This is a genomic window from Pseudomonas sp. ES4 (assembly GCF_050586665.1).
GTDB classification, from domain to species: Bacteria; Pseudomonadota; Gammaproteobacteria; order Pseudomonadales; family Pseudomonadaceae; genus Aquipseudomonas; species Aquipseudomonas frederiksbergensis.
The window spans coordinates 1-21351 of sequence record NZ_JBOBDO010000002.1 but is presented as its reverse complement, the minus strand read 5'-3'; the positions used below and the strand labels follow the sequence as shown (position 1 = coordinate 21351).

At 57.2% G+C, this 21351-nt stretch carries 25 protein-coding genes; 11 read left to right on the top strand and 14 right to left on the bottom strand.

Going from position 1 to position 21351, the window contains the following annotated elements; genetic code table 11:
* Positions 1 to 13 precede the first annotated feature (13 nt).
* The 5 genes from alkB to ACQ4OB_RS02220 form a co-directional block, all read right to left on the bottom strand.
* Positions 14 to 679, bottom strand: a complete 666-nt coding sequence (gene alkB / locus ACQ4OB_RS02240) for a DNA oxidative demethylase AlkB (RefSeq protein ID WP_430955035.1) — start codon at positions 677 to 679, stop codon at positions 14 to 16.
* Between the two features lie 4 nt (positions 680 to 683).
* Positions 684 to 1388 carry a 2OG-Fe(II) oxygenase gene (locus ACQ4OB_RS02235; protein WP_102614399.1) on the bottom strand — a complete coding sequence of 235 codons (705 nt, stop codon included), beginning with the start codon at positions 1386 to 1388 and terminating at the stop codon, positions 684 to 686.
* Positions 1385 to 1591, bottom strand: coding sequence for a hypothetical protein (locus tag ACQ4OB_RS02230; RefSeq protein WP_430955034.1), 207 nt, complete (start codon positions 1589 to 1591; stop codon positions 1385 to 1387). Before ACQ4OB_RS02230 ends, ACQ4OB_RS02235 begins: the two co-directional genes overlap by 4 nt.
* A 126-nt stretch (positions 1592 to 1717) precedes the next feature.
* Entirely contained in the window at positions 1718 to 1894 is a 177-nt protein-coding gene (locus tag ACQ4OB_RS02225) for a hypothetical protein (RefSeq protein ID WP_430955033.1), read from the bottom strand.
* 29 nt (positions 1895 to 1923) lie between these two features.
* Positions 1924 to 2226: a DUF1883 domain-containing protein gene (locus ACQ4OB_RS02220; RefSeq protein WP_024164534.1), complete on the bottom strand. Its 303-nt coding sequence runs from the start codon at positions 2224 to 2226 to the stop codon at positions 1924 to 1926.
* Positions 2227 to 2438: 212 nt separating this feature from the next.
* Between ACQ4OB_RS02220 and ACQ4OB_RS02215 the strand changes: the two genes are divergently transcribed.
* Together ACQ4OB_RS02215 and ACQ4OB_RS02210 are read left to right on the top strand one after the other, a co-directional pair.
* Positions 2439 to 2795 (top strand): hypothetical protein, encoded by a 357-nt coding sequence (locus tag ACQ4OB_RS02215; RefSeq protein WP_076030974.1) that lies wholly within the window; start codon positions 2439 to 2441, stop codon positions 2793 to 2795.
* A gap of 72 nt (positions 2796 to 2867) precedes the next feature.
* Entirely contained in the window at positions 2868 to 3098 is a 231-nt protein-coding gene (locus ACQ4OB_RS02210; RefSeq protein ID WP_076030975.1) for a hypothetical protein, read from the top strand.
* Positions 3099 to 3109: 11 nt separating this feature from the next.
* On the opposite strand, the gene ACQ4OB_RS02205 is transcribed toward ACQ4OB_RS02210, so the two are convergent.
* Positions 3110 to 3391 (bottom strand): hypothetical protein, encoded by a 282-nt coding sequence (locus ACQ4OB_RS02205; protein ID WP_076030976.1) that lies wholly within the window; start codon positions 3389 to 3391, stop codon positions 3110 to 3112.
* 139 nt (positions 3392 to 3530) lie between these two features.
* The gene (locus ACQ4OB_RS02200; protein ID WP_074876938.1) at positions 3531 to 3719 is read right to left on the bottom strand and encodes a hypothetical protein; all 189 of its coding nucleotides are present in this window, start codon (positions 3717 to 3719) and stop codon (positions 3531 to 3533) included.
* 258 nt (positions 3720 to 3977) lie between these two features.
* Here ACQ4OB_RS02200 and galU point away from each other — a divergent pair, with 258 nt between their 5' ends.
* Both galU and gorA read left to right on the top strand, forming a co-directional pair.
* The gene (gene galU / locus ACQ4OB_RS02195; RefSeq protein ID WP_076030977.1) at positions 3978 to 4817 is read left to right on the top strand and encodes a UTP--glucose-1-phosphate uridylyltransferase GalU; all 840 of its coding nucleotides are present in this window, start codon (positions 3978 to 3980) and stop codon (positions 4815 to 4817) included.
* 130 nt (positions 4818 to 4947) lie between these two features.
* Positions 4948 to 6306 (top strand): glutathione-disulfide reductase, encoded by a 1359-nt coding sequence (gorA, locus tag ACQ4OB_RS02190; protein ID WP_430955032.1) that lies wholly within the window; start codon positions 4948 to 4950, stop codon positions 6304 to 6306.
* Here gorA and ACQ4OB_RS02185 read toward each other — a convergent pair.
* Positions 6303 to 7322, bottom strand: coding sequence for a DNA-binding protein (locus tag ACQ4OB_RS02185; protein WP_430955031.1), 1020 nt, complete (start codon positions 7320 to 7322; stop codon positions 6303 to 6305). The genes gorA and ACQ4OB_RS02185 overlap by 4 nt on opposite strands.
* Before the next feature lie 177 nt (positions 7323 to 7499).
* Here ACQ4OB_RS02185 and ACQ4OB_RS02180 point away from each other — a divergent pair, with 177 nt between their 5' ends.
* The 3 genes from ACQ4OB_RS02180 to ahpF all read left to right on the top strand — a co-directional run bounded on the left by ACQ4OB_RS02180 (position 7500) and on the right by ahpF (position 10841).
* Positions 7500 to 8444, top strand: coding sequence for a site-specific integrase (locus ACQ4OB_RS02180; RefSeq protein WP_074876931.1), 945 nt, complete (start codon positions 7500 to 7502; stop codon positions 8442 to 8444).
* A gap of 145 nt (positions 8445 to 8589) precedes the next feature.
* Positions 8590 to 9153 (top strand): alkyl hydroperoxide reductase subunit C, encoded by a 564-nt coding sequence (gene ahpC, locus ACQ4OB_RS02175; RefSeq protein WP_008155117.1) that lies wholly within the window; start codon positions 8590 to 8592, stop codon positions 9151 to 9153.
* Positions 9154 to 9278: 125 nt separating this feature from the next.
* A complete protein-coding gene (gene ahpF / locus ACQ4OB_RS02170) occupies positions 9279 to 10841 on the top strand; it encodes an alkyl hydroperoxide reductase subunit F (RefSeq protein ID WP_430955030.1) in 1563 nt (520 codons plus the stop codon).
* Between the two features lie 97 nt (positions 10842 to 10938).
* Here ahpF and gloA read toward each other — a convergent pair whose 3' ends face one another.
* On the bottom strand, positions 10939 to 11460 hold the full coding sequence (gloA, locus tag ACQ4OB_RS02165; protein WP_033055156.1) for a lactoylglutathione lyase: 522 nt from the start codon (positions 11458 to 11460) through the stop codon (positions 10939 to 10941).
* Positions 11461 to 11605: 145 nt separating this feature from the next.
* On the opposite strand from gloA, the gene ACQ4OB_RS02160 reads away from it, so the two are divergent.
* Positions 11606 to 12130, top strand: a complete 525-nt coding sequence (locus ACQ4OB_RS02160) for a DUF4946 domain-containing protein (RefSeq protein ID WP_074876928.1) — start codon at positions 11606 to 11608, stop codon at positions 12128 to 12130.
* A 174-nt stretch (positions 12131 to 12304) separates the two neighbouring features.
* Here ACQ4OB_RS02160 and ACQ4OB_RS02155 read toward each other — a convergent pair whose 3' ends face one another.
* Entirely contained in the window at positions 12305 to 12667 is a 363-nt protein-coding gene (locus ACQ4OB_RS02155; RefSeq protein WP_008155126.1) for a histone-like nucleoid-structuring protein, MvaT/MvaU family, read from the bottom strand.
* Positions 12668 to 13070: 403 nt separating this feature from the next.
* Positions 13071 to 13943 (bottom strand): LysR family transcriptional regulator, encoded by an 873-nt coding sequence (locus tag ACQ4OB_RS02150; RefSeq protein ID WP_102614393.1) that lies wholly within the window; start codon positions 13941 to 13943, stop codon positions 13071 to 13073.
* A 79-nt stretch (positions 13944 to 14022) separates the two neighbouring features.
* Here ACQ4OB_RS02150 and ACQ4OB_RS02145 point away from each other — a divergent pair, with 79 nt between their 5' ends.
* Together ACQ4OB_RS02145 and hppD are read left to right on the top strand one after the other, a co-directional pair.
* Entirely contained in the window at positions 14023 to 14967 is a 945-nt protein-coding gene (locus ACQ4OB_RS02145) for a DMT family transporter (RefSeq protein ID WP_102614392.1), read from the top strand.
* A gap of 253 nt (positions 14968 to 15220) precedes the next feature.
* On the top strand, positions 15221 to 16297 hold the full coding sequence (gene hppD, locus ACQ4OB_RS02140; protein ID WP_046054072.1) for a 4-hydroxyphenylpyruvate dioxygenase: 1077 nt from the start codon (positions 15221 to 15223) through the stop codon (positions 16295 to 16297).
* 63 nt (positions 16298 to 16360) lie between these two features.
* Here hppD and rarD read toward each other — a convergent pair whose 3' ends face one another.
* From rarD to ACQ4OB_RS02125, 3 genes are all read right to left on the bottom strand, one after another.
* Positions 16361 to 17248, bottom strand: a complete 888-nt coding sequence (gene rarD, locus ACQ4OB_RS02135) for an EamA family transporter RarD (RefSeq protein WP_074876923.1) — start codon at positions 17246 to 17248, stop codon at positions 16361 to 16363.
* A gap of 211 nt (positions 17249 to 17459) precedes the next feature.
* Positions 17460 to 18473, bottom strand: a complete 1014-nt coding sequence (locus ACQ4OB_RS02130) for an aldo/keto reductase (protein WP_074876921.1) — start codon at positions 18471 to 18473, stop codon at positions 17460 to 17462.
* 218 nt (positions 18474 to 18691) lie between these two features.
* Complete coding sequence (locus tag ACQ4OB_RS02125) at positions 18692 to 20002, bottom strand: MFS transporter (protein WP_430955029.1); 1311 nt, start codon at positions 20000 to 20002, stop codon at positions 18692 to 18694.
* A gap of 169 nt (positions 20003 to 20171) precedes the next feature.
* On the opposite strand from ACQ4OB_RS02125, the gene ACQ4OB_RS02120 reads away from it, so the two are divergent.
* Positions 20172 to 21302: a sugar diacid recognition domain-containing protein gene (locus ACQ4OB_RS02120; protein WP_074876917.1), complete on the top strand. Its 1131-nt coding sequence runs from the start codon at positions 20172 to 20174 to the stop codon at positions 21300 to 21302.
* Positions 21303 to 21351: the final 49 nt, after the last annotated feature.

The window sequence follows — 21351 nt, the reverse complement described above, 5'->3', positions numbered from 1 at the left end:
GAATTCGAAGACTTCATCCGGCGGTGCGAAAGGTGAAGTTGATCCGCTGTTCGCCCAGTCGCGGGTGTTGGCCGTCCTTGATCGGCAGGACCCCGTGATAACGCAAACGGTCCACGCCACCCCAGACCACGATGTCGCCATGCAACAGCGGCACGCGTTGGCTTTTATCGCTGCGCTCGAAGCCGCCGAACAGGAACATCGCCGGCAGTCCAAGGGACACTGAAACAATGGGCGCTGCGTAGGAAACTTCGTTTTTGTCCTGGTGCAACGACATCTTCGCTCCAGGAACATAGCGGTTGATCAGGCAGGAATCCGGCACGAAATCCGCAAACCCCGCTTGCCGCGCCGCCGCTTGTGCCAGTTCAAGAAACACCTCGGGCATTTTCGGCCAGGGTTGCCCGGTCAGCGGATCCTCGCGGGTATAGCGATAACCGCTGCGGTCGGTGGTCCAGCCAAGCGTGCCGCAACTGCTCAAGGCGACCGACATGGTAAAGCCCCCGGGCGTGATCATCTGCCGAAACGGTGCGGACGCCAGAACCGCGTCCAGCGCGGGAAGCAACTGATCCAACCAAGGCAGGGCAAAGCCTCTGAGGACGCAGGACTGGTCGCCGATACGATCGAGCCTGGGTTGCTGCTCGGGTTCCACGTCGGCAAACAAGTCGAAGGTGGTCGGGTTCATGGGGTCATAACGCGTCGTGAAAGATGATTCCGAGGGTATGCCGTTTTCCGCTGTGCAGGCGACTCACGCCGTGGCGCAGGGTCACTCGGTAATAGCCACGAACGCCTTTGACCGGTCGTTGGTTGACGGCAAAGATCAGAGCGTCGCCTTTCTTCAGGCCGATGACCTGGGGGCGCGACTGCATTCGCGGGCGCTGCTCCGTCAGCACGAACTCACCACCGGTGAAGTCGTCTTCCGGCTCTGACAGCAGAATCGCCACTTGCAGCGGGAATACGTGTTCGCCGTACAGGTCCTGATGCAAGCAGTTGTAGTCCTGCGGTCCATATTGCAGCAACAGCGGCGTCGGGCGTTCCTGACCGGCGGCATGACAGCGGTCGAGAAATGCTTCATGGGTTTGCGGGAAACGAGTTGGCAGGTTCATGTGCTCATACCAGCGATTGGCGATGGGCACCAGTCGAGGATAGAACGCACTGCGCAAACGGGCGACGACATTTGGTAACGGGTATTTGAAGTATTTGTACTCGCCACGGCCAAAGCCGTGACGCGCCATGATTACTTGCGAGCGAAACGGTTCGGAACGGGCATACAGAGCGCTGATTTCATCGCAGGTCTGATGGCTTACAAGCGACTTGATAACCGCGCAGCCATCCTGATCGAGCTGCTGCTCTAGCATGACCCAGTCCAGTCCATCGAGAGAGCGCTCGCTCATCGCTGCGCCTCACGATCCAGCAATTGCCGTTTACGCTCCAGCCCCCAACAGTAGCCGCCAAGGCTGCCATCCGAAAGATCGCGTTCCAGCATTACCAGGTCATCACCGATCAGCAGCGCACACAAACCCTCGGCGCTGAACGCCAGCAGCAAGACGCCAAGGCTGGAAGTGCCGCTGATGAAGCGAATCGAGGAAGTAGGCATGTTCTGACTCCTAAACCAAAGGTTGAGGTGGCCAGTCTGGGGAGCTGGGATTGCGTTGACACTCCGGCGCTTGCGGTTGAATTCCGGAGGTAGGAGCAGACGTCCATGTTATCGCTCCGGATCCCGTTACAGCGCTTTGCTGACATTGATGTCGCTAATGACATCGTCGCTCGAACCATGAAGAGCATTCAGCGCAACCTTGGCTTCTTCTTCAGTGCCGTTTTCAAGCTGGGCAAATTCAAAGCGACGCTCACCATTTAGTTTGTATTTGATGACGTACTTGGTCTTTTGGGCCACGTTCATACCTGCTTGTCTTGGTGTCTGGATGTCACTCAGCTCAGTTTCGTGCTGGAGCGGCGGATGATCTTGATGGTGTGAGTCAGGGTCGGTTTGCGAGTCACGCTGATCGGCCGACGGTTCACCGTGTCGATGGTGATGTTCCAGAAGCCGGTGCTCGGCGCGGTAATCCGGGCCGGGAAGGTGTCGAACGCACCGCCGTGGTAAGTGTGGCGGCCGCCATTCTTGAAGCTGCGAAAATTGGCGTCGTTCATCAAACGGATGTTGCATGTTTGGGAGCATTGAATGACGACGATGTCGTCTTCGTTGAGGTGCTCGCGCTGGTGGATAAATTTCATGAGGCGCCTCCAGAAGGGCTTTTTCTACAAAATCAAAACGATAGCATGTGCGATTGGCGCAGTTTATCAGCCCGAACGGGTTATTATCCGGCCGTCGAGGTCTGGTTTGACAATTAAAAACAGTTATACGGAATTCTATGAGCGATAAACGCAGCATGCCTCGGAGAAAAACAGCATTTGGACTGTCGGAGTGTCTTTATCGGAGGTGTTGTATGAAGTGGGGTGTGCTGTTCCTGCCTATGGCGATAGCGATGAGTGGTTGTGCGAATGTCTCGGAGATCAATGAGTCACTACCGACCATGAGCGTGATTTCTGGCAAGAAGCCTCACGAGTACGCGCAATGCCTCACCGAAAAACTGTCCAGCAGCCGGGGAGCGCTGCAAGTCGAGCCGCACAAGGACGGTGTGCGAGTCATCGTGCCGCAGAAATTCTCCTCGGGGCCGGCCGCGGTATTTGATATTGAAGACCGCTCCACTGGCAGCAGCATCAAGTTGCACGAGCGCATTTCCAATGTGCCGTTGCGCCCCATGGATGTACGCAATGCCGCTACGGCGTGCATTTCTGGCTGATAGACTGTCGCCCGTCAGCACCGATGCCGCCAAAGCAGCGCTTTGGCGGCATTGTCATTTCTGGAGTCGAGCATGAAGCGAGAGCAGGTACAGGAGCGCCATGCAGAGGGTCACATCTCTGCCACCCACGTGATTCAGAATCCGGCGAATCCGGGAGAGTGGATCGTGTTTTTCAAGAAAAGCGCCGGGCGCAGTTATTTTCTGGTCGATGAGAATGATGAAGTCGAATCCTTCAGCAGCCTCGACGATTTGATCGAGACGGTACGCGGCCTCGGGATCAAGTTCGCCGAAATTCACATGTAGGGCAGGGCGCCTTACTTGCAGACCACCACGACGCTGCGGTTCTTGAAGTTGCCGACGTCAACGCCCAGGGTCTTGTCGCTTTCCTTGGTCGACGGTGTTCCGTCGGTACCTACGATCCGATAGCCGGTGCCAGCGCAAGAGGCATCGGCTTTTTCGTAGCAGGTGGCCCAGGAGTTGGCTTCCCCGGAACAGTCGATGGCCAGGCCTTGCTCGCCGTTGTTCAGGTAGGTCGTTTCGGAAGTGGCGCAGCCGCTCAGGGCCAATGCCGCAATCAGGGGCAAAAATTTATTCATGTCGTTGTCGTCGTCAGGATGAAGGGGCTGAGCCTATGACAGCGCTGGCATCAAAAGGTTATAGCGAATGGCCACTTGTTTGCAGGCAATCACAAAAAAGCCCTGCGCAAGGCAGGGCTTGGGTCGAGTCCGGTGCTTCTCAGGACTTGTCCTTGCCGCGACGCTTCGGGGCGGGGTGTTCGAGCTCCAGAACGGATGCCACTTCAATCGCCGACGCTTCGGTGGGAAAAGGCCCGGCGATATTTTCGCCGCCTGCACTGTCTACCCACCACTGACCGTCTTTCGCCTGATTGATCAGGAACCCATTGACACTTTTTGCTTCCGACATCTATCTGCCTCGTTGACTGGTTCAATCGCGCAATGATAGCGCCAAATGCACTCAACGGGTGCTGATGGTGTAGGATTCGCAGCCGTGCAGAACTGATGGTCTGTGCTATCTATAAGGCTGCGGAGTTATCTCGGGAACTATCCGCGAGAATATTTCTCTATGATGGCATCGGTTAGCCAGCGCGGGGGCATTGTAAGGTGCACGCCGCCTGATTAGACTGCGCCGAAACTCGTACACACAGCCCTATCAAGGACTTTTATGATCAAGAAATGCTTGTTCCCAGCAGCCGGTTACGGTACTCGCTTCCTGCCAGCGACTAAAGCCATGCCCAAAGAAATGCTGCCGGTGGTAAACAAGCCACTGATCCAGTACGGCGTCGAAGAAGCACTGGACGCAGGGTTGACCGAAATTTCCATCGTTACCGGTCGCGGCAAACGCGCTCTTGAAGACCACTTCGACATCAGCTATGAGCTGGAAAACCAGATCAAAGGCACCGACAAGGAAAAATACCTGGTCGGTATCCGCAAACTGTTGGACGAGTGCTCGTTTTCCTACACCCGCCAGACCGAAATGAAAGGCCTGGGCCACGCTATCCTGACTGGCCGTCCACTGATCGGTGACGAACCGTTCGCGGTAGTGCTGGCGGACGACTTGTGCGTCAACCTCGAAGGCGACGGCGTCCTGACCCAGATGGTCAAGCTGTACGAGCAATACCGCTGCACCATCGTTGCGATCCAGGAAGTGGATCCGATGGAAACCAACAAGTACGGCGTGATCGCCGGCGAGCTGATCGCTGATGATTTGTACCGCGTTCGCAACATGGTCGAAAAACCAGCTCCGGAAGACGCGCCGTCGAACCTGGCGATCATCGGTCGTTACATCCTGACGCCGGATATTTTCGAGCTGATCAAGCAAACCGAGCCAGGCAAAGGCGGCGAGATTCAAATCACCGACGCCCTGATGAAGCAGGCGAAAAACGGTTGCGTGATTGCCTACAAGTTCAAGGGGCAACGTTTTGACTGTGGTGGCGCTGAAGGCTACATCGAGGCGACCAACTTCTGCTTCGAGAACTTCTACAAGACTGGCAAGGCTTACTAATAGCCTCTGACCCACTTGTATTGAAAAGCCACCTTCGGGTGGCTTTTTCATTTTCCGTCCCCATATCGCTTGCAGCGCTTGCCCAACGGATGTCTGCGGGTATGCTTGTGGACTGCCGAGGAGATTGAAAATGGCCTACGATTTTGACCTTTATGTGATTGGTGCCGGTTCCGGCGGTGTGCGGGCTGCGCGTTTTGCTGCCGGTTTTGGCGCGAAAGTGGCTGTGGCCGAGAGCCGCTACCTGGGTGGCACTTGTGTGAATGTCGGCTGTGTGCCGAAGAAACTGCTGGTTTACGGCGCGCATTTCGCCGAAGACTTCGAACAGTCGCAAGGTTTTGGCTGGACGCCGGGTGAAGCGAAGTTCGATTGGGCGACACTGATCGCCAACAAGGATCGCGAGATCAATCGACTGAACGGTATCTATCGCAATCTTCTGGTTAACAGCGGCGTGACCTTGCATGAAGGCCACGCCAAAATCGTCGACCCGAACACGGTCGAGATCAATGGCGAGCGCCACACCGCCAAGAACATCCTGATTGCTACCGGTGGCTGGCCACAGATTCCGGAAATTCCGGGGCACGAGCACGCGATCAGTTCCAACCAGGCGTTCTTCCTTAAAGAGTTGCCCAAGCGCGTTCTGGTGGTAGGCGGTGGTTACATCGCCGTCGAATTCGCCGGGATCTTCCATGGTCTGGGCGCTGAAACCACGTTGCTGTATCGCGGTGAGCTGTTCTTGCGCGGCTTCGACGGTGCGGTGCGTAAACACCTGTATGAGGAGTTGACCAAGCGCGGCATGAACCTGCAATTCAACGCCGACATCGAGCGTATCGACAAGCAGTCCGATGGCAGCTTGAAGGTGAGCCTCAAGGACGGCCGTGAGCTGGAAGCGGATTGTGTGTTCTACGCCACCGGTCGACGTCCGATGCTCGATAATCTTGGGCTGGAAAACACCGGCGTCAAACTCGACAAGAAAGGTTTTGTCGAAGTTGACGAGCAGTATCAGACGGCTGAACCGTCGATCCTGGCGCTTGGCGATGTAATCGGTCGGGTTCAGCTGACGCCAGTCGCTCTGGCCGAAGGCATGGCCGTGGCGCGACGTTTGTTCAAGCCTGAGCAGTATCGCCCGGTGGATTACAAGATGATCCCGACCGCGGTATTCAGCTTGCCGAACATCGGCACGGTCGGTTTCACCGAGGAAGAGGCCCGGGAGGCCGGTCACGATGTGGTGATCTTCGAAAGCCGCTTCCGTCCAATGAAGCTGACCCTGACCGAATGCCAGGAGCGCACCCTGATGAAGCTGGTGGTGGATGCCAAGACCGACAAGGTTCTGGGCTGTCACATGGTTGGTCCGGATGCTGGAGAAATTGTGCAGGGCTTGGCAATCGCCTTGAAGGCGGGTGCCACCAAACGCGATTTCGATGAAACCATCGGCGTGCATCCAACTGCCGCCGAAGAGTTCGTCACCATGCGCACGCCGGTCGCGGGTTAATCGTCCTTTTGAGGCTCTGATGCGTCTGGCGCTGTCGCAATGACGGCTGCCAGGCGCACGGTCTCATCAAGGCTCGCCTGAGTCTTGATTAGCTCAATTTCCAGCGCTTTGTTTATCTGCGACTGTTCATCGACGTTCTGTTTCAGTGACTGGCTTTCCAGCAGGGCAGCGCGCAAGCGTTCCTGGAGGAGGGTGCGTTCGCTGTCGATGCGATTGACCTGTTCCAGCAGCTGATCCTGTCGAGCGTTGGTTTGCTTGAGTTGATCTTGCAGCAGGCTCAACTCTCTCAGGGTGCCACGGTTCTCCGTCAACAAACGTTCGTTGTCGCGGTGCAGTTGTGTGATCTCATCCTGGCGCACCAATGCGCTTTGCTGGGCCTGGCGCAACTCCATTTGAATCTGCTGCACCTGGCCTTCGTGGCGGCGCTGCTCCTGCTCGCGCTGTTCTTTGACGGCATTGCGGTAATGCTCCAGGGCATCGCGAGCGTGCAGGTGCTTTTCTTCCAATGAGCGGATCTGCTCATCCTTGTCTTGCAAGCGTAATTCGAAATCGGCCAGTGCCTGGTTCAGTCCGGCGTTGCGGGTTTGCTCGGTCTGCAGCATGGCGCTTGTTTCCAGCAGGGCTTCGGACTCTTGAGTCAGTGCCAGGCTTTGAATCTCGTACTGCTGCTGTAGTTGCGTGTTGGCTTGTTGGGCCTCATGCAACTGCGTATCCAGCGCATTTTTTTGTTTATCGAACTGCTCGCGGGCCTGATCGATGGGCTCCTGAGCCTGCTCCTTGAGTCTTTGTGCCAACCGCGAGACCAGTCCCGCCAGCTCGTCATCAATCGGTTCTGGCGCTACCTCGATGCGCTCGGCACCGTCATCCAGCTCCTTCAAATAGCGATGAATCGTGGTTTTCGAGCCAGTGTTGCCCATCTCGATCCGTACCGCATCGATGCTTGGGTTTTCACCACGCGCCAGAATTGCCAGGCGCGCCGCTTGCACCACCGCTTTGTTTACACCGCCACGAGCCATGAGTTCTCCTACGATTTCGTACTGTGGTACATGCCACTTAAGTACGCAATGTACCACGCCAAACCAAAACTTAAAATACGACAAGTATTCATGCGGGATATACTGGTATTACCCCGTGTGATGAGCCTGTGGCGCGTTTTCACCCGCCAAAGCGGTACGTTTTAGAGAGTTGAGCCCATGACTGAGCTGGATCGTTACCTGCAAGCCGCCACTCGCGACAACACCCGTCGCAGCTACCGGGCGGCCATCGAGCATTTTGAAGTCAGTTGGGGCGGTTTCCTGCCGGCGACCAGTGACAGCGTGGCGCGATACCTCGTTGCGCATGCGGGAGTGCTGTCGATCAATACCCTTAAGTTGCGTTTGTCAGCGCTGGCGCAATGGCACAACAGTCAGGGTTTTCCCGATCCCACCAAGGCGCCGGTGGTGCGCAAAGTCTTCAAGGGCATTCGCGCGCTGCACCCGGCTCAAGAAAAACAAGCGGAGCCATTACAGCTTCAACATTTGGAGCAAGTGGTTGCCTGGCTGGAGCAAGAAGCGCACACCGCAAAATCTGAACAGGATCAACCGGCTCTGTTGCGGGCCAGGCGCGACAAAGCGTTGATCCTCTTGGGCTTCTGGCGCGGTTTTCGTAGTGATGAGTTGTGCCGGTTACAGATCGAGCACGTGCAAGCAGTTGTCGGCTCAGGCATCACCCTGTATTTGCCGCGAACCAAGAGCGACCGCGAAAACCTCGGCAAGACTTACCAGACGCCAGCGTTGCAGCGCCTATGCCCGGTGCAGGCGTACATCGACTGGATCACCGAAGCCGCATTGGTCCGTGGACCGGTATTCCGGGGCATCGACCGTTGGGGTCACCTGAGCGAGGAGGGACTGCACGCCAATAGTGTGATCCCGTTGTTGCGCCAGGCGCTGGAGCGCGCCGGCATCCCGGCCGAGCATTACACCAGTCACTCCTTGCGGCGCGGCTTTGCCACGTGGGCGCATCAGAGCGGGTGGGACTTGAAGTCGTTGATGAGTTATGTGGGTTGGAAGGATATGAAGTCCGCCATGCGCTATGTTGAAGCCAGCCCGTTTCTCGGGATGACACCGCTCGCGGAAAAAACCATTGGCGCCGCCAAGTAAGTTTTCTTCTATTAATACGTTCGGCTAATAGCGAAAACCAATGAGCAACATGAGCTTTGCCAATGAGCCATCCGGCAATCGAGTCGGTAGGATTCACGCCATCAACTTCTCAACCAAACTTTTCAACCCTGACGGAGAGTCATCGATGCCTATCATCAACAGCCAAGTTAAACCGTTCAAAGCTACCGCCTACAAAAATGGCGACTTCGTACAAGTGTCGGACGCTGACCTGAAAGGCAAGTGGTCTGTCGTGTTCTTCTACCCAGCCGACTTCACCTTCGTTTGCCCGACCGAACTGGAAGACCTGGCTGACAACTACGACGCGTTCCAGAAGCTGGGCGTCGAGATCTACAGCGTTTCCACCGATACCCACTTTGCCCACGCTGCCTGGCACAACACCTCGCCTGCCATCGGCAAAATCCAGTACACCATGATCGGCGACCCGACTCACGCCATCTCCCGCAACTTCGACGTGCTGATCGAAGAAGCTGGTCTGGCTGACCGTGGCACCTTCGTGATCAACCCTGAAGGCCAGATCAAAATCGTTGAACTGAACGATGGCGGCGTTGGCCGTGACGCTTCCGAGCTGCTGCGCAAAATCAAGGCTGCTCAGTACGTCGCTGCTCACCCAGGCCAGGTTTGCCCGGCCAAGTGGAAAGAAGGCGAGGCCACTCTGGCTCCGTCCCTGGACCTGGTCGGCAAAATCTAAGTCTGTGGATCGCATCATCAGGGCGGGTTTCCGCACCTAAGTAAGTTGCAACCGCCCAATAAAAACGCCCGGGCGAGATTCGCTCGGGCGTTTTTTTACGAAATGAAAAAAAGGAAATCGCCCGTATGTTGGACGCCAATCTTAAAGCCCAGTTGAAGTCGTACCTGGAACGGGTCACCCAGCCGATCGAGATCGTTGCCTCCCTCGACGACGGTGCGAAATCCCAGGAAATGCTCGCTCTTCTGAAAGACGTTGCCAGTCTTTCCAGCCAAATTACCTTGCTCGATAACGGTGACGATGCACGTAAACCATCGTTCTCGATCAACCGCCCGGGTGCCGATATCAGCCTGCGTTTTGCCGGCATCCCGATGGGCCACGAATTCACATCCCTGGTGCTGGCCTTGCTGCAAGTCGGCGGTCACCCTTCGAAAGCCAGCGTTGAAGTGATCGAACAGATCCGCTCGCTCAAAGGTGAGTTCAGCTTCGAGACTTACTTTTCGCTTTCCTGCCAGAACTGCCCGGACGTGGTCCAGGCACTGAACCTGATGGCTGTGCTGAACCCGAACATCCACCACGTCGCCATTGACGGCGCGCTGTTCCAGGCGGAAGTCGATGACCGTCAGATCATGGCCGTGCCGAGCGTTTACCTGAACGGCGTGAACTTTGGCCAAGGCCGCATGGGCCTGGAAGAAATTCTCGCCAAGATCGACACCAGCGGCATCGAGCGTCAGGCCGAGAAGATCAGCGCCAAAGAAGCTTTTGACGTATTGGTCGTCGGCGGTGGTCCGGCTGGTGCTTCGGCCGCGATCTACGCTGCCCGCAAAGGCATTCGTACCGGTGTGGCGGCTGAACGTTTTGGTGGGCAGGTGCTCGACACCATGGCCATCGAGAACTTCATCTCCGTGCAGGAAACCGAAGGGCCAAAACTGGCCGTAGCACTGGAAGAACACGTCAAGCAATACGACGTCGACATCATGAACCTGCAACGCGCCGACAAGTTGCTGCCGGGCAAAAATGGTGAGTTGCACGAAGTCCACTTCGCCAGCGGCGCGACCCTGAAAGCCAAGACCGTGATCCTGGCGACCGGTGCGCGGTGGCGTGAAATGAACGTCCCGGGTGAGCAGCAATACCGCAACAAAGGCGTTGCGTACTGCCCGCACTGCGACGGTCCGCTGTTCAAAGGCAAGCGCGTGGCGGTGATTGGCGGCGGTAACTCCGGCGTCGAAGCGGCCATTGACCTGGCGGGTATTGTGTCCCACGTAACGCTGCTGGAGTTCGACGTACAGCTGCGCGCCGATGCGGTCTTGCAGCGCAAGTTGCACAGCCTGCCGAACGTCACCGTTATCACCAGTGCGCAAACTACTGAAGTGTTGGGCGACGGCCAGAAGGTCAACGGCTTGCGTTACAAGGATCGTCAGTCGGACGAGTTGCGTAGCGTCGAGCTGGAAGGGATCTTCGTGCAGATCGGTTTGCTGCCCAACACCGACTGGCTCAAAGGCACAATCGAGTTGTCGCCTCGCGGCGAGATCATCGTCGATGCCCGCGGTGAAACGTCGATGCCGGGTGTGTTCGCTGCCGGTGACGTGACTACCGTGCCGTACAAGCAGATCGTGATTGCGGTGGGCGAGGGCGCCAAGGCTTCCTTGAGCGCATTCGATCACCTGATCCGGACCTCGGCTCCGGCATAAATCCTCGGTGCTGAAAACACAAAAAAACCCATGAGCGATCATGGGTTTTTTTTGTGCCTGAAACTGATCGTGGGAACGATCAGTGGCAGCAAACTTTTTACATCGGTGCGGGCTGGATGATCTCGACCCAGTAAGCATCCGGGTCTTTGATGAACGCCAGGCTCTTCATACGGCCGTCATTCAGGCGTTTCTGGAAGTCGCAGCCCAACGCTTCGAAGCGCTCGCATGCAGCGACGATATCCGGCACCGAGATGCAGATGTGGCCAAAACCACGCGGGTCGGTGTTGCCGTTGTGGTAAGCGAAGTCCGCGTCGTTTTCGGTGCCATGGTTGTGGGTCAACTCGAGAATGCCGGGAATCGACTTCATCCACTCGGTGCGAGCAGCAGCGTCGGCCGGAATCTGGTTTTTATCAACCAGTGCCAGGAAGTACAGGCTGAACTCGGCTTCCGGGAAGTCGCGTTTCTCCACCAGCGAAAAACCCAAAATGCGCGTGTAGAAATCCAGCGACTTGGTGATGTCCTTGACTCGCAACATGGTGTGGTTGAAGACGAACTTCTGGGTGGCGGTGTCAGGTTGGGCAGTCACGCCTGGGAAGGTGTTCAATTCGTGCAGGCTCATGGGCCCTCCGGAAAATAAGTGGGGCTAACGAATGGCGACAATGATACGCAAGGGTTCTGACATCACCAAACTCAAACAGTCGGCTCTTGCCTGACCGACGGGCGAGGCTCAGACTTTGCGGCTCAATCCGTGAGTGTTCATTGCAATGATGCGTATCTGTAAATCGATGTTCGTCCTGATCTGCGTGCTTGCAGGTATTAACAGCGCTCATGCAGGCGAGCCAATCATGACCTGGCCCAACGGCTGGGAGGTTGAAGCTGTCCCGCAAGCTGACGCCAAAACTCAGGTGTCCCGTCAGCGCGCGGTGAAAAACGATCAGGACGGCACGCCGGTGATGGTGATGGAATTGACCATGTCCCAAGTGGAAAGCGGACATCACGTGAATCTACAGGGCGTGTTGCTGGAGATGCGCAAGTCGGTGCAAAAGGACTTCTTTCAAGGCGGTTATCAAAGTGTCTGCAACAAGATTCACCCGACGACCTTGAGCCGCTTATCAGCGCTGGAAACTACCTGCACGATCACGCAGAACGGAAGGCATGTGCTCTCTCAAACATTGGTTGCCGCCGTGGACGGCGATAAGGCCTATGTTCTTTCCTACGCGGGGCAGGCAGAGGTTTATAAGGCAAGTCAGGATGAAATAGAGGCGGCCCGTAACAGCCTGAAACTTTAGTTAAAGATTTCAATGGCTGCCGATTTCAGCGCATTCTGAAATTTTTAGATACCCAAATGGATTAAGCACAAAGTTATTCAACAAGTAGCGAGTTGATCGACGCCAATCGTTGCATTTAGAAGGCGTCCATGAAAAAGCCCTGCATCGGCAGGGCTTTTTTGTCACCGCGAGTGCTTAGCCACGCAGCCAGGAATCAACGGTAGCTGCACCGTACTGTTCCTTCCAGGCTTTCAGGCCGCGGTGGTTGCCACCCTTGGTTTCAATCAGTTCACCGGTGTGCGGATTCTGATAAACCTTGACCACGCGAGCGCGGCGGGTTTTGGGTGTTGCCTGTTGCAGACCGGATTTTGCCGGGTTCGGATCGAGAATGGCGATGATGTCGCGCAGGCTCTTGCCGTAGGTTTTCATCAGCCCCTGGAGCTTTTCTTCGAATTCGATTTCTTTCTTGAGCCCGGCATCATTCTTCAGGGTTTCCAGCTGTTTGAGCTGCTCTTGAAGGGCCTTTTCAGCTGCACGAAATTCAGCGAGTCTGGACAATATCTTTACTCCAATAGTGTGTTTGGCTGATACCAACCGCAAACAAAGCTATAAGCCAAGAGCCTTGAAGCGACCCGGTGATAATGGCTCACCTGCCAATCTAGCGCAGGCATGAAAAATTGTAGTAGTTAATTGGCCAAGAGTAAATCCTGTCTTTTTCTTCATGTAACAACAGTAGTCTTTTGATTCAAATTGGTGCGTGATTTCTTGTCGCATCGCTGAGCGCCGCTAGTTAATGGTGACTTAATGCGTTAATGAAGTCCGTGCCGGGCATTGGCCGGCCAAACAGATAACCTTGCAAGAAGTTCACGCGGTGAGCGGTCAGATAATCGGCAGGACCGGACGCCTTCCAAAAAGAGTTCAGGTAGAGGCCATGATAGTTGGCCCTCGGTAAGTGTGCCGCTTAGCGGTAGTTCAGACGTTCGGCCAGCTTGATGAAAGCCAGCGCCGCAGGGGATGACTGGCGTTGATCGAGGACTGCCAGACCGACCTGACGGGCGACCTGTGGCGACAGCGGTTTTTTCACGTAGCGATTGTCGCGGTCGTCCGGCAATGAGCTTTCGGCGACGACCGTCAGCGCGTCGCCCCGGCCAACAGTATCCAGTGTGCTCAGTAGCTGTGAGCAGCGATAACGGATGTTCGGTGTCAGCCGCGCGGCACTGAATAGCCGCGATACCAGTTCCGACGAACCGGCCTCGGTCAAGACAAAAGGGTCGTTGCACAAATCGCTCAAGCTCAGGCTGTCATGGTGGGCCAGCGGATGATCGGCGGGCAGCAGCGCGACCATTTGGTCCTCAATCAGCGCAAAGGTGTCGAACCGTTCCTCGGGCAATACCACGAAGCCGATATCGATACGCCGCTCCTCCAGCCATTGGATCACCTGCCGGTCCGGGCCTTCATCTATATGGACCTCGATGCCCGGGTGAGCCGCGCGATAGTGCTGCAGGATCTGCGGCAGCAGTTTGATCGATGAGGTCGGGCCGAACGAGCCGATGCGTAACGTGCCGCGTTTCATTCCGCGTGCATCAGCCGCTTCCTGACGCAAGGTATTGGCCAGGCCCAGCATCGCCCGGGCACGCAGCAAAAGCTGTTGGCCGATGTCGCTGAGTTCGACCTGGGACTGATGTCGGCGCAGCAGCTCGACGCCCAGTTCCTGTTCCAGAGACTTGAGGGCGTGAGAGACCGCGGATTGGGAAATCCCCAAGCGATTGGCTGCAGCGGTAAAACCGTTCAGCTCGGCGACCAGGGAAAATATCTCCAGTTGAGTAAGGGTCATGAGTTTTTACTCATTTTACGATGAGAGGGTATTAGTCGAATGATACGTCATCTCTCCCAATTCTCCGTCCTGGAAACTTATGACGACTTATGAGCAAAGCTTGTCCAACCCGTCGGACATCCCGGTTTATCTGAAACTGGCTGCCGTCACCATGATCTGGGGCGGCACCTTTGTCGCCGGGCGGTTTCTGGCCGACAGCCTCAGCCCCTTGTTTGCCGCCAGCCTGCGATTCTTGCTGGCCAGCGGGGCGTTGCTGGTGTTTCTGCTATTGGCCCGGGTGCCACTTGCAAGGCCCGCCCCCAGGCAATGGCTGCAATTGGCGCTGCTGGGGTTCTTCGGGATCTTTTTCTACAACCTGTGCTTCTTTTATGGCCTGCATTACATCAATGCTTCACGGGCGTCGTTGATTGTGGCGTTGAACCCGGCCGTGATCGGGCTGGCGTCGTGGCTGTTGTTCAAGGAACGCTTGAGTCGCATAAAGGTTTTCGGAATCGCGATCTGTATTGCCGGGGCGAGCCTGGTGATCGTCAGCCGTAACCCGCAATTGTTGGCCGACAACATTGATGCCTGGATCGGCGATCTGTTGATCTTCGGCTGTGTGCTTGGCTGGGGCGTTTATTCGCTGTTCTCCAAAGATTTGAATCAAACCCTGGGGCCGGTGCAAACGGTGACGTATTCGATTCTGTTGGGCACGCTGATGCTGTGGGCGACCACTGCGGTTCGCGGTGAGTTGAGTGTGGCTGCACTCGCCAGCCTCGGACCAACCCAATGGATGAGCCTGATGTACCTGGGCGTGTTGGGTTCGGCGCTGGCCTATATCGGCTATTACGACGGCATTCGCAAAATCGGCGCGACGCGTTCAGGCGTGTTCATCGCCCTGAACCCGCTGACGGCGGTGATCCTCGGTGCACTGTTGTTAGGCGAGCAGTTGACCCTGGCGATGTGCCTGGGGGGAGGGCTGATCCTCGTGGGGATTTTCCTGTGCAACAAACCCCTTGCGCGAGCAGGGAAAAAGGGGATTTGATACAGAAGGCGGACAAACCTATTTACGCTGTGTAGAATCGGGTTACGCATATAAGAATAATCGTCTTCTGCAAAGCAGAAGCCTCGCCCGCAAGAGCCTTGGGTCGACAATGAAGAGTTTTGGGTTTCAATTGATCTACGGTGACTTCCTCGCCCGCAGCGTGCGGGGCATCTCCTGCGCGCCACCCGCCGTTCTCAGCATTGCTAGCAACTAACGATCCGTTAATTGACAAGAAAATGATGAGGCGCCAACCATGGCAGATTTATACGAAAACCCAATGGGCCTGATGGGCTTTGAATTCATCGAATTCGCATCGCCGACCCCGAACACCCTGGAGCCGATCTTCGAGATCATGGGCTTCACCAAGGTCGCGACCCATCGTTCCAAAGATGTGCACCTGTATCGCCAGGGCCAGATCAACCTGATTCTCAACAACGAACCCCACAGCGTTGCTTCGTACTTCGCGGCCGAGCACGGTCCGTCCGTGTGCGGCATGGCATTTCGCGTCAAGAATGCCCAGCAGGCGTTTGCCCGGGCCCTGGAACTGGGCGCCCAGCCGATTCACATCGAAACCGGCCCGATGGAACTGAACCTGCCCGCGATCAAGGGCATCGGCGGCGCGCCGCTGTACCTGATCGACCGTTTCGGCGAAGGCAGTTCGATCTACGATATCGACTTCGTGTTCATCGAAGGTGTCGACCGCAATCCGGTCGGTGCTGGCCTGAAAATCATCGACCACCTGACCCACAACGTTTATCGCGGTCGCATGGCCTACTGGGCCAACTTTTACGAGAAGCTGTTCAACTTCCGCGAAATCCGTTACTTCGACATCAAGGGCGAATACACCGGCCTGACCTCCAAGGCCATGACCGCGCCAGATGGCATGATCCGTATCCCGTTGAACGAAGAATCGTCCAAGGGCGCCGGGCAGATCGAAGAGTTCCTCATGCAGTTCAACGGCGAGGGCATCCAGCACGTTGCCTTCCTGTCCGATGACCTGATCAAGACCTGGGATCACCTGAAAAGCATCGGCATGCGCTTCATGACCGCGCCGCCGGAAACCTATTACGAAATGCTCGAAGGTCGTTTGCCGAACCACGGTGAGCCGGTTGATCAACTGCAGTCGCGCGGCATTCTGCTGGACGGTTCGTCCGAATCAGGCGACAAGCGTTTGCTGTTGCAGATCTTCTCGGAAACCCTGATGGGCCCGGTGTTCTTCGAATTCATCCAGCGTAAAGGCGACGATGGTTTCGGCGAAGGCAACTTCAAGGCGCTGTTCGAATCCATCGAGCGCGATCAGGTTCGTCGTGGTGTACTCTCCACCGACTAAGCCATTTCAGATGTAAAAAAGCCCGGTCAGCAGCAATGCTGGCCGGGCTTTTTCGTGCCGGTTCTACATCGATTTACGTCGATGCCGGACCAGATGCTTGAACCCTTCGAACACCAACACAACCACCGCCAACCAGATCGGAATGTAGGTCAGCCACTCACCGGGCTTGATGCTTTCCCCCAGCAGCAACGCAACGCCGAGCAACAGCACCGGCTCGACGTAACTCAACAACCCGAACAGGCTGAACGGCAACAACCGGCTGGCGATGATGTAAACCACCAGCGCCGAAGCACTGATGATGCCAAGCACCGGGATCAGCAGCGAGAGCCACGGGTATTGATCGAACACGTTGAAACCCTGTTCACCGCCCTGAACGAACCAGAGCGCCACCGGCAACATCAAGGCCATGTCCATCCACAAACCGCCAAGGTTGTCGGTCGCCAGTCGTTTGCGCAGGATGAAATAGAGCGGATAACCGATGACGACCAGCAAGGTCGCCCAGGAAAAACTGCCGACCTGATACAGCTCGTTAAGCACCCCGAGGGACGCAAAAAACACGGCAACCTTTTGCAGGTAAGACAGGCGCTCGCCATAGGCGAACCGTCCGGTCAGCACCATGGACAGCGGCAACAGGAAGTAGCCCAAGGACACGTCGAGGCTATAGCCATTGAGCGGCGCCCACATGAACAACCAGAGTTGCAGGCCAAGCAGGGTCGCGGAAACGATCAGGCCGGCAAGCAATTTTGGTTGAGCAACCAGCCGCCGGAAAAGGGCGATTACGAGTTTCCATTCACCAGAGACCACCATGAACACTGTCATGCAAGGCAGGGTCAGGAGCATTCGCCAACCGAAGATTTCCACGCCGCTCAAAGGCGTGAGCAACGACGTGAAGTAATACATGACGGCAAACAGCACCGAGGCTGAAACCGATAGAGCGATACCTTTAGACAAACTGTCCTCGCGAAGTTGAACGTGAAACGGCTGCGGAGGATACGTGGTTTTCGAGTTGAATATTGATCAACAGAGCCTGATCGTTCCCACACTCTGCGTGGGAATGCAGCCCGGGACGCTCCGCGTCCCTTTCGAGAACTGGAACGCAGAGCGTCCCTTGAGGCATTCCCACGCAGAGCGTGGGAACGATCAAGCGATCAAGGGATACATCTCAAGCCAGGTGTGATTTGCGTCCCGACACAAAGTGGCTCACATCATTAAACCCTGGCGTCGACGCATGCCCAGGCACAACCAGCGAATCAATGAACGCTTCATCCTCAGCCGTAATCTTCACCGCTTGCGCCTTGGTGTAGGCATCCCATTGTTCTTCAGTACGCGGCCCTACGATGGCCGAGGTGACGGCGCTGTTATTCAGCACCCAGGCGATGGCGAATTCGACGATGCCCACGCCGCGATCCTGGGTGTACTGCTGGATCTGCTGCGCAATGCGCAGGGATTCGACGCGCCATTCGGTTTCCAGAATGCGCTTATCGGCGCGGCCGGCGCGGCTGTTGGCATCCGGCTTCACGTCCGGCGCGTATTTACCGCTGAGCACACCACGCGCCAGCGGGCTGTAAGGCACCACGCCCAGGCCATAGTTTTGCGCGGCGGTGATCTGCTCGGTTTCCGCCTGACGGTTGACGATGTTGTACAGCGGCTGACTGATCACCGGCCGGTCGACGCCCAGTTGATCGGCCACACGAATCACTTCGGCGATGCGCCAGCCACGGTAATTCGACAAACCCCAATAGCGAATCTTGCCCTGGCGGATCAAGTCGCCGATGGCCGACACCGTGACTTCCAGCGGCGTGTTGTGGTCTTCGCGGTGCAAGTAATAGATGTCGAGATAGTCGGTGCCTAAACGCGTCAGGCTGGCGTCGATGCCATTGAACAGGTGCTTGCGGCTCAGGCCGCTGCGGTTCGGAACGCCGTCCACCGGGCCGAAACCGACCTTGGTCGCCAGCACCCATTCGTGACGGTTACCGGCAATCGCTTCGCCGACGATCTCTTCGGAGCGGCCGTTGGTGTAAACGTCCGCGGTGTCGATGAAGTTGATGCCCTGGTCCCAGGCCTTGTCGATGATCCGCAGGGAATCTTCGGTGCTGGTCTGTTCGCCGAACATCATGGTACCCAGGGTCAGGGTGGAAACCTGTAAACCCGAATGACCCAGCGTGCGGTAGCTCATGACGAAATCCTTTTACCGGTGGGAGAAAGGCTCAATCAAATACCAGAACGACTGTCCAGAGCAAACGCAAATCTCGAACATCCGGTGCCGATCGTTCCCACGCTCTGCGTGGGAATGCCTCAAGGGACGCTCCGCGTTCCAGCTCTCGAAAGGGACGCAGAGCGTCCCGGGCTGCATTCCCACGCAGAGCGTGGGAACGATCAATCAAGGGACCCTCGTCAGACGCGCAGGGTGCGGGTCATGCGTAGCGCCAACAAACTCCCGCAAACAATCACGCCCGCCAGCAGGTAAAGCGCGGCATCGGTCGAGCCGGTGCTGTCCTTGACCCAACCCACCAGATACGGACTCAGGAACCCGGCCATCTGCCCCATGGAGTTGATCAGCGCCAGACCACCCGCCGCAGCGCCCGCGCTCAGCAGCGCAGTCGGCACCGGCCAGAACATCGGCAGGCCGGTGAGGGCGCCCATGGTGGCGATGGTCAGGCCAAGGATGGCGATGGCTGGGGTAGTCGCAAAGTTCACCGCGATCAGCAAACCGACCGCGCCCATCAGCATCGGCACCACCAAGTGCCAGCGACGTTCTTTGCGCAGGTCCGCAGAGCGGCCGACCATCAACATGAACAGCGCTGCCAGCAGGTACGGAATTGCACTGAGCCAGCCGATCACCAGGTTATCGCTGAAGCCCAGGTTTTTGATGATCGACGGCAGCCAGAAGTTGATCGCATAGACGCCGCTCTGGATGCAGAAGTAGATCAGACCGAAAGCCCAGATAGCGGGATTCTTGAACACGGCCAGCAGCGAGTCGGTGGTGGTTTTCGGTTTGTTGGCCAGATCGATAGCGTGGTCGGCTTCCAGCACCGAGCGCTCGAACGGCGTGAGCCATTTGGCGTTGGCGTAACTGTCGCTGAGCAGGAAGTAGGCGAGGGCACCGAGGATCACCGTCGGAATGCCTTGTAGCAGGAACATCCACTGCCAGCCCGCCAAACCACCTTGGCCTGCGGCGAAGTGATTGAGAATCCAGCCGGAAAACGGGCTGCCGAGTAGGCCGGACACTGGGATCGCGGACATGAACAGCGCCATGATGCGGCCACGGCGGAAGGTCGGAAACCACTGCGAAAGGTAGAGCACCACGCCCGGGAAGAACCCGGCTTCAGCCGCGCCTGTAAACAGACGCAAGGTGTAGAACTCGGTCGGGGTGGTGACGAACAGCAGGCAGGTCGAGAGCGAGCCCCAGACAATCATCATCAGCGCGATCCAGCGCCGCGGGCCGAATTTGGTCAAGGCCAGGTTGCTGGGGACGCCGCACAACACGTAACCGATAAAGAAGATCCCGGCCCCGAGGCCGTACACGGTTTCGCTGAATTTCAGCGCATCGAGCATCTGCAGCTTGGCAAATCCAACGTTCACCCGGTCGAGGTAGTTGAACAGGTAGCAGATGAAGATGAAGGGGATCAAACGCAGGGTAATGCGTTTGTAGACGGCGTTTTTTTCGTCAACGATGGCCTGGGTAGCGGCGGCGCTCTGTGACATGGCGGGCTCTCTCTTTATTATGATTTTTTGCGATGCAAGGGTAACGTTGACCGCCCGGTGAGTCTCGGCCACCGCTTGGGTCATTGTCTTTGTGCCTGAGCACAGGGTTTGCAACCAAGGCCTGTGCGGGTGAACAATCCGCTCCATCACGCTTTCAAGGATCCGCGCTATGTTCGAACTCGATCACGACCTGGCCCAGGACATCGTCGACCGGGCAATGGCTATCCTGCCGTACAACGTCAACGTCATGGACAGCCAGGGCCTGATTCTTGGCAGCGGCGAACCGGAGCGGGTCAACACCCGGCATGAAGGCGCGCAACTGGTTCTGGCCAATGGGCGGGTAGTGGAAATCGACGCCCAAACGGCGATTCATTTGAAGGGCGTGCAGCCGGGCATCAACCTGCCGCTGTTACTCGATCAGCGTTTGATTGGCGTGCTGGGCATCACCGGTGAACCCGAGCAATTACGCACCTATGCCGAACTGGTGCGGATGACCGCGGAGATGCTGGTCGGCCAGCGCAATCAGCAGGCCGAACAGCAATGGCGGCGCCAGCGATGCGACGATCTGCTGGCATTGCTGCTCAGCGAGGCCGGGGATTCGCCACGGTTGATCGATGAAGCGCAGCAGCTGGGGCTCAAGCCGCAGATGACGCGGGTGCCTTATCTGTTCGAGTTAGGGATGGAGCATGGTCCGGGGCAAACCGTCGAGGCACTCAGCGCCTGGCTGACCTCGCGCTACCCGGACAGTTGGTGCGTGAGTTCAGCCAAGTCATCGTTGCTCTGGTGCCGACCGGCGGCGCAGGCGATCGAGAATGACCGGTTGCTGGAAAAACTCGACGGCCTCGGCTGGAACATTTTGCGCATCGCCGTAGGCGGGCAGGCGGATGGATTGTCCGGGCTGCGTCGTTGCTATCGACGCGTCGGCGACTTGCTGGCCTATGGGCGAGAGGTGTTGCCACACTCGCGTTTGCTGACGCTCAACCGTTATCGGTTGCCGGTGATGCTCTGGCGCCACCGCAACGACGACGCGCTGGACGAGTTGCTCAAACCGCTGCGCAAAGTCATCGCCAAGGATGGCAACGGCCAACTGCTGGCGACTCTGCGCTGTTGGTGCGATCACGATGGCCAGAGCCAGGCCTGTGCCGATGCGCTGGGCATCCATCGCAACAGTTTGCGTTACCGGATGGAGCGGATTGCCGAGCTCAGTGGAGTTGATCCGCTAAGACTCGACGGGATGCTTGCGCTCTACCTAGGTGTCCAGCTACTCCCACAAACCGACGCACCGAACACCAACCTGTAGCAGCGGGGGTGGGGGGGGGGGGGGGGGGGGGGGGGGGGAAAAAAAAAAA

What these genes read in the sequence shown, in the direction of transcription:
- ACQ4OB_RS02160 (WP_074876928.1), top strand. Translation starts at nt 11,606, where the DNA reads ATGATGCGTATCTGTAAATCGATGTTCGTCCTGATCTGCGTGCTTGCA.
- ACQ4OB_RS02225 (WP_430955033.1), bottom strand. Translation starts at nt 1,894, where the DNA reads ATGAACGTGGCCCAAAAGACCAAGTACGTCATCAAATACAAACTAAAT.
- ACQ4OB_RS02215 (WP_076030974.1), top strand. Translation starts at nt 2,439, where the DNA reads ATGAAGTGGGGTGTGCTGTTCCTGCCTATGGCGATAGCGATGAGTGGT.
- ACQ4OB_RS02200 (WP_074876938.1), bottom strand. Translation starts at nt 3,719, where the DNA reads ATGTCGGAAGCAAAAAGTGTCAATGGGTTCCTGATCAATCAGGCGAAA.
- ACQ4OB_RS02180 (WP_074876931.1), top strand. Translation starts at nt 7,500, where the DNA reads ATGACTGAGCTGGATCGTTACCTGCAAGCCGCCACTCGCGACAACACC.
- ACQ4OB_RS02220 (WP_024164534.1), bottom strand. Translation starts at nt 2,226, where the DNA reads ATGAAATTTATCCACCAGCGCGAGCACCTCAACGAAGACGACATCGTC.
- ACQ4OB_RS02205 (WP_076030976.1), bottom strand. Translation starts at nt 3,391, where the DNA reads ATGAATAAATTTTTGCCCCTGATTGCGGCATTGGCCCTGAGCGGCTGC.
- ACQ4OB_RS02230 (WP_430955034.1), bottom strand. Translation starts at nt 1,591, where the DNA reads ATGCCTACTTCCTCGATTCGCTTCATCAGCGGCACTTCCAGCCTTGGC.
- ACQ4OB_RS02145 (WP_102614392.1), top strand. Translation starts at nt 14,023, where the DNA reads ATGACGACTTATGAGCAAAGCTTGTCCAACCCGTCGGACATCCCGGTT.
- hppD (WP_046054072.1), top strand. Translation starts at nt 15,221, where the DNA reads ATGGCAGATTTATACGAAAACCCAATGGGCCTGATGGGCTTTGAATTC.
- galU (WP_076030977.1), top strand. Translation starts at nt 3,978, where the DNA reads ATGATCAAGAAATGCTTGTTCCCAGCAGCCGGTTACGGTACTCGCTTC.
- gorA (WP_430955032.1), top strand. Translation starts at nt 4,948, where the DNA reads ATGGCCTACGATTTTGACCTTTATGTGATTGGTGCCGGTTCCGGCGGT.
- ACQ4OB_RS02235 (WP_102614399.1), bottom strand. Translation starts at nt 1,388, where the DNA reads ATGAGCGAGCGCTCTCTCGATGGACTGGACTGGGTCATGCTAGAGCAG.
- ACQ4OB_RS02125 (WP_430955029.1), bottom strand. Translation starts at nt 20,002, where the DNA reads ATGTCACAGAGCGCCGCCGCTACCCAGGCCATCGTTGACGAAAAAAAC.
- ACQ4OB_RS02210 (WP_076030975.1), top strand. Translation starts at nt 2,868, where the DNA reads ATGAAGCGAGAGCAGGTACAGGAGCGCCATGCAGAGGGTCACATCTCT.
- ACQ4OB_RS02130 (WP_074876921.1), bottom strand. Translation starts at nt 18,473, where the DNA reads ATGAGCTACCGCACGCTGGGTCATTCGGGTTTACAGGTTTCCACCCTG.
- ACQ4OB_RS02120 (WP_074876917.1), top strand. Translation starts at nt 20,172, where the DNA reads ATGTTCGAACTCGATCACGACCTGGCCCAGGACATCGTCGACCGGGCA.
- ahpF (WP_430955030.1), top strand. Translation starts at nt 9,279, where the DNA reads ATGTTGGACGCCAATCTTAAAGCCCAGTTGAAGTCGTACCTGGAACGG.
- ahpC (WP_008155117.1), top strand. Translation starts at nt 8,590, where the DNA reads ATGCCTATCATCAACAGCCAAGTTAAACCGTTCAAAGCTACCGCCTAC.
- ACQ4OB_RS02185 (WP_430955031.1), bottom strand. Translation starts at nt 7,322, where the DNA reads ATGGCTCGTGGCGGTGTAAACAAAGCGGTGGTGCAAGCGGCGCGCCTG.
- ACQ4OB_RS02150 (WP_102614393.1), bottom strand. Translation starts at nt 13,943, where the DNA reads ATGACCCTTACTCAACTGGAGATATTTTCCCTGGTCGCCGAGCTGAAC.
- alkB (WP_430955035.1), bottom strand. Translation starts at nt 679, where the DNA reads ATGAACCCGACCACCTTCGACTTGTTTGCCGACGTGGAACCCGAGCAG.
- gloA (WP_033055156.1), bottom strand. Translation starts at nt 11,460, where the DNA reads ATGAGCCTGCACGAATTGAACACCTTCCCAGGCGTGACTGCCCAACCT.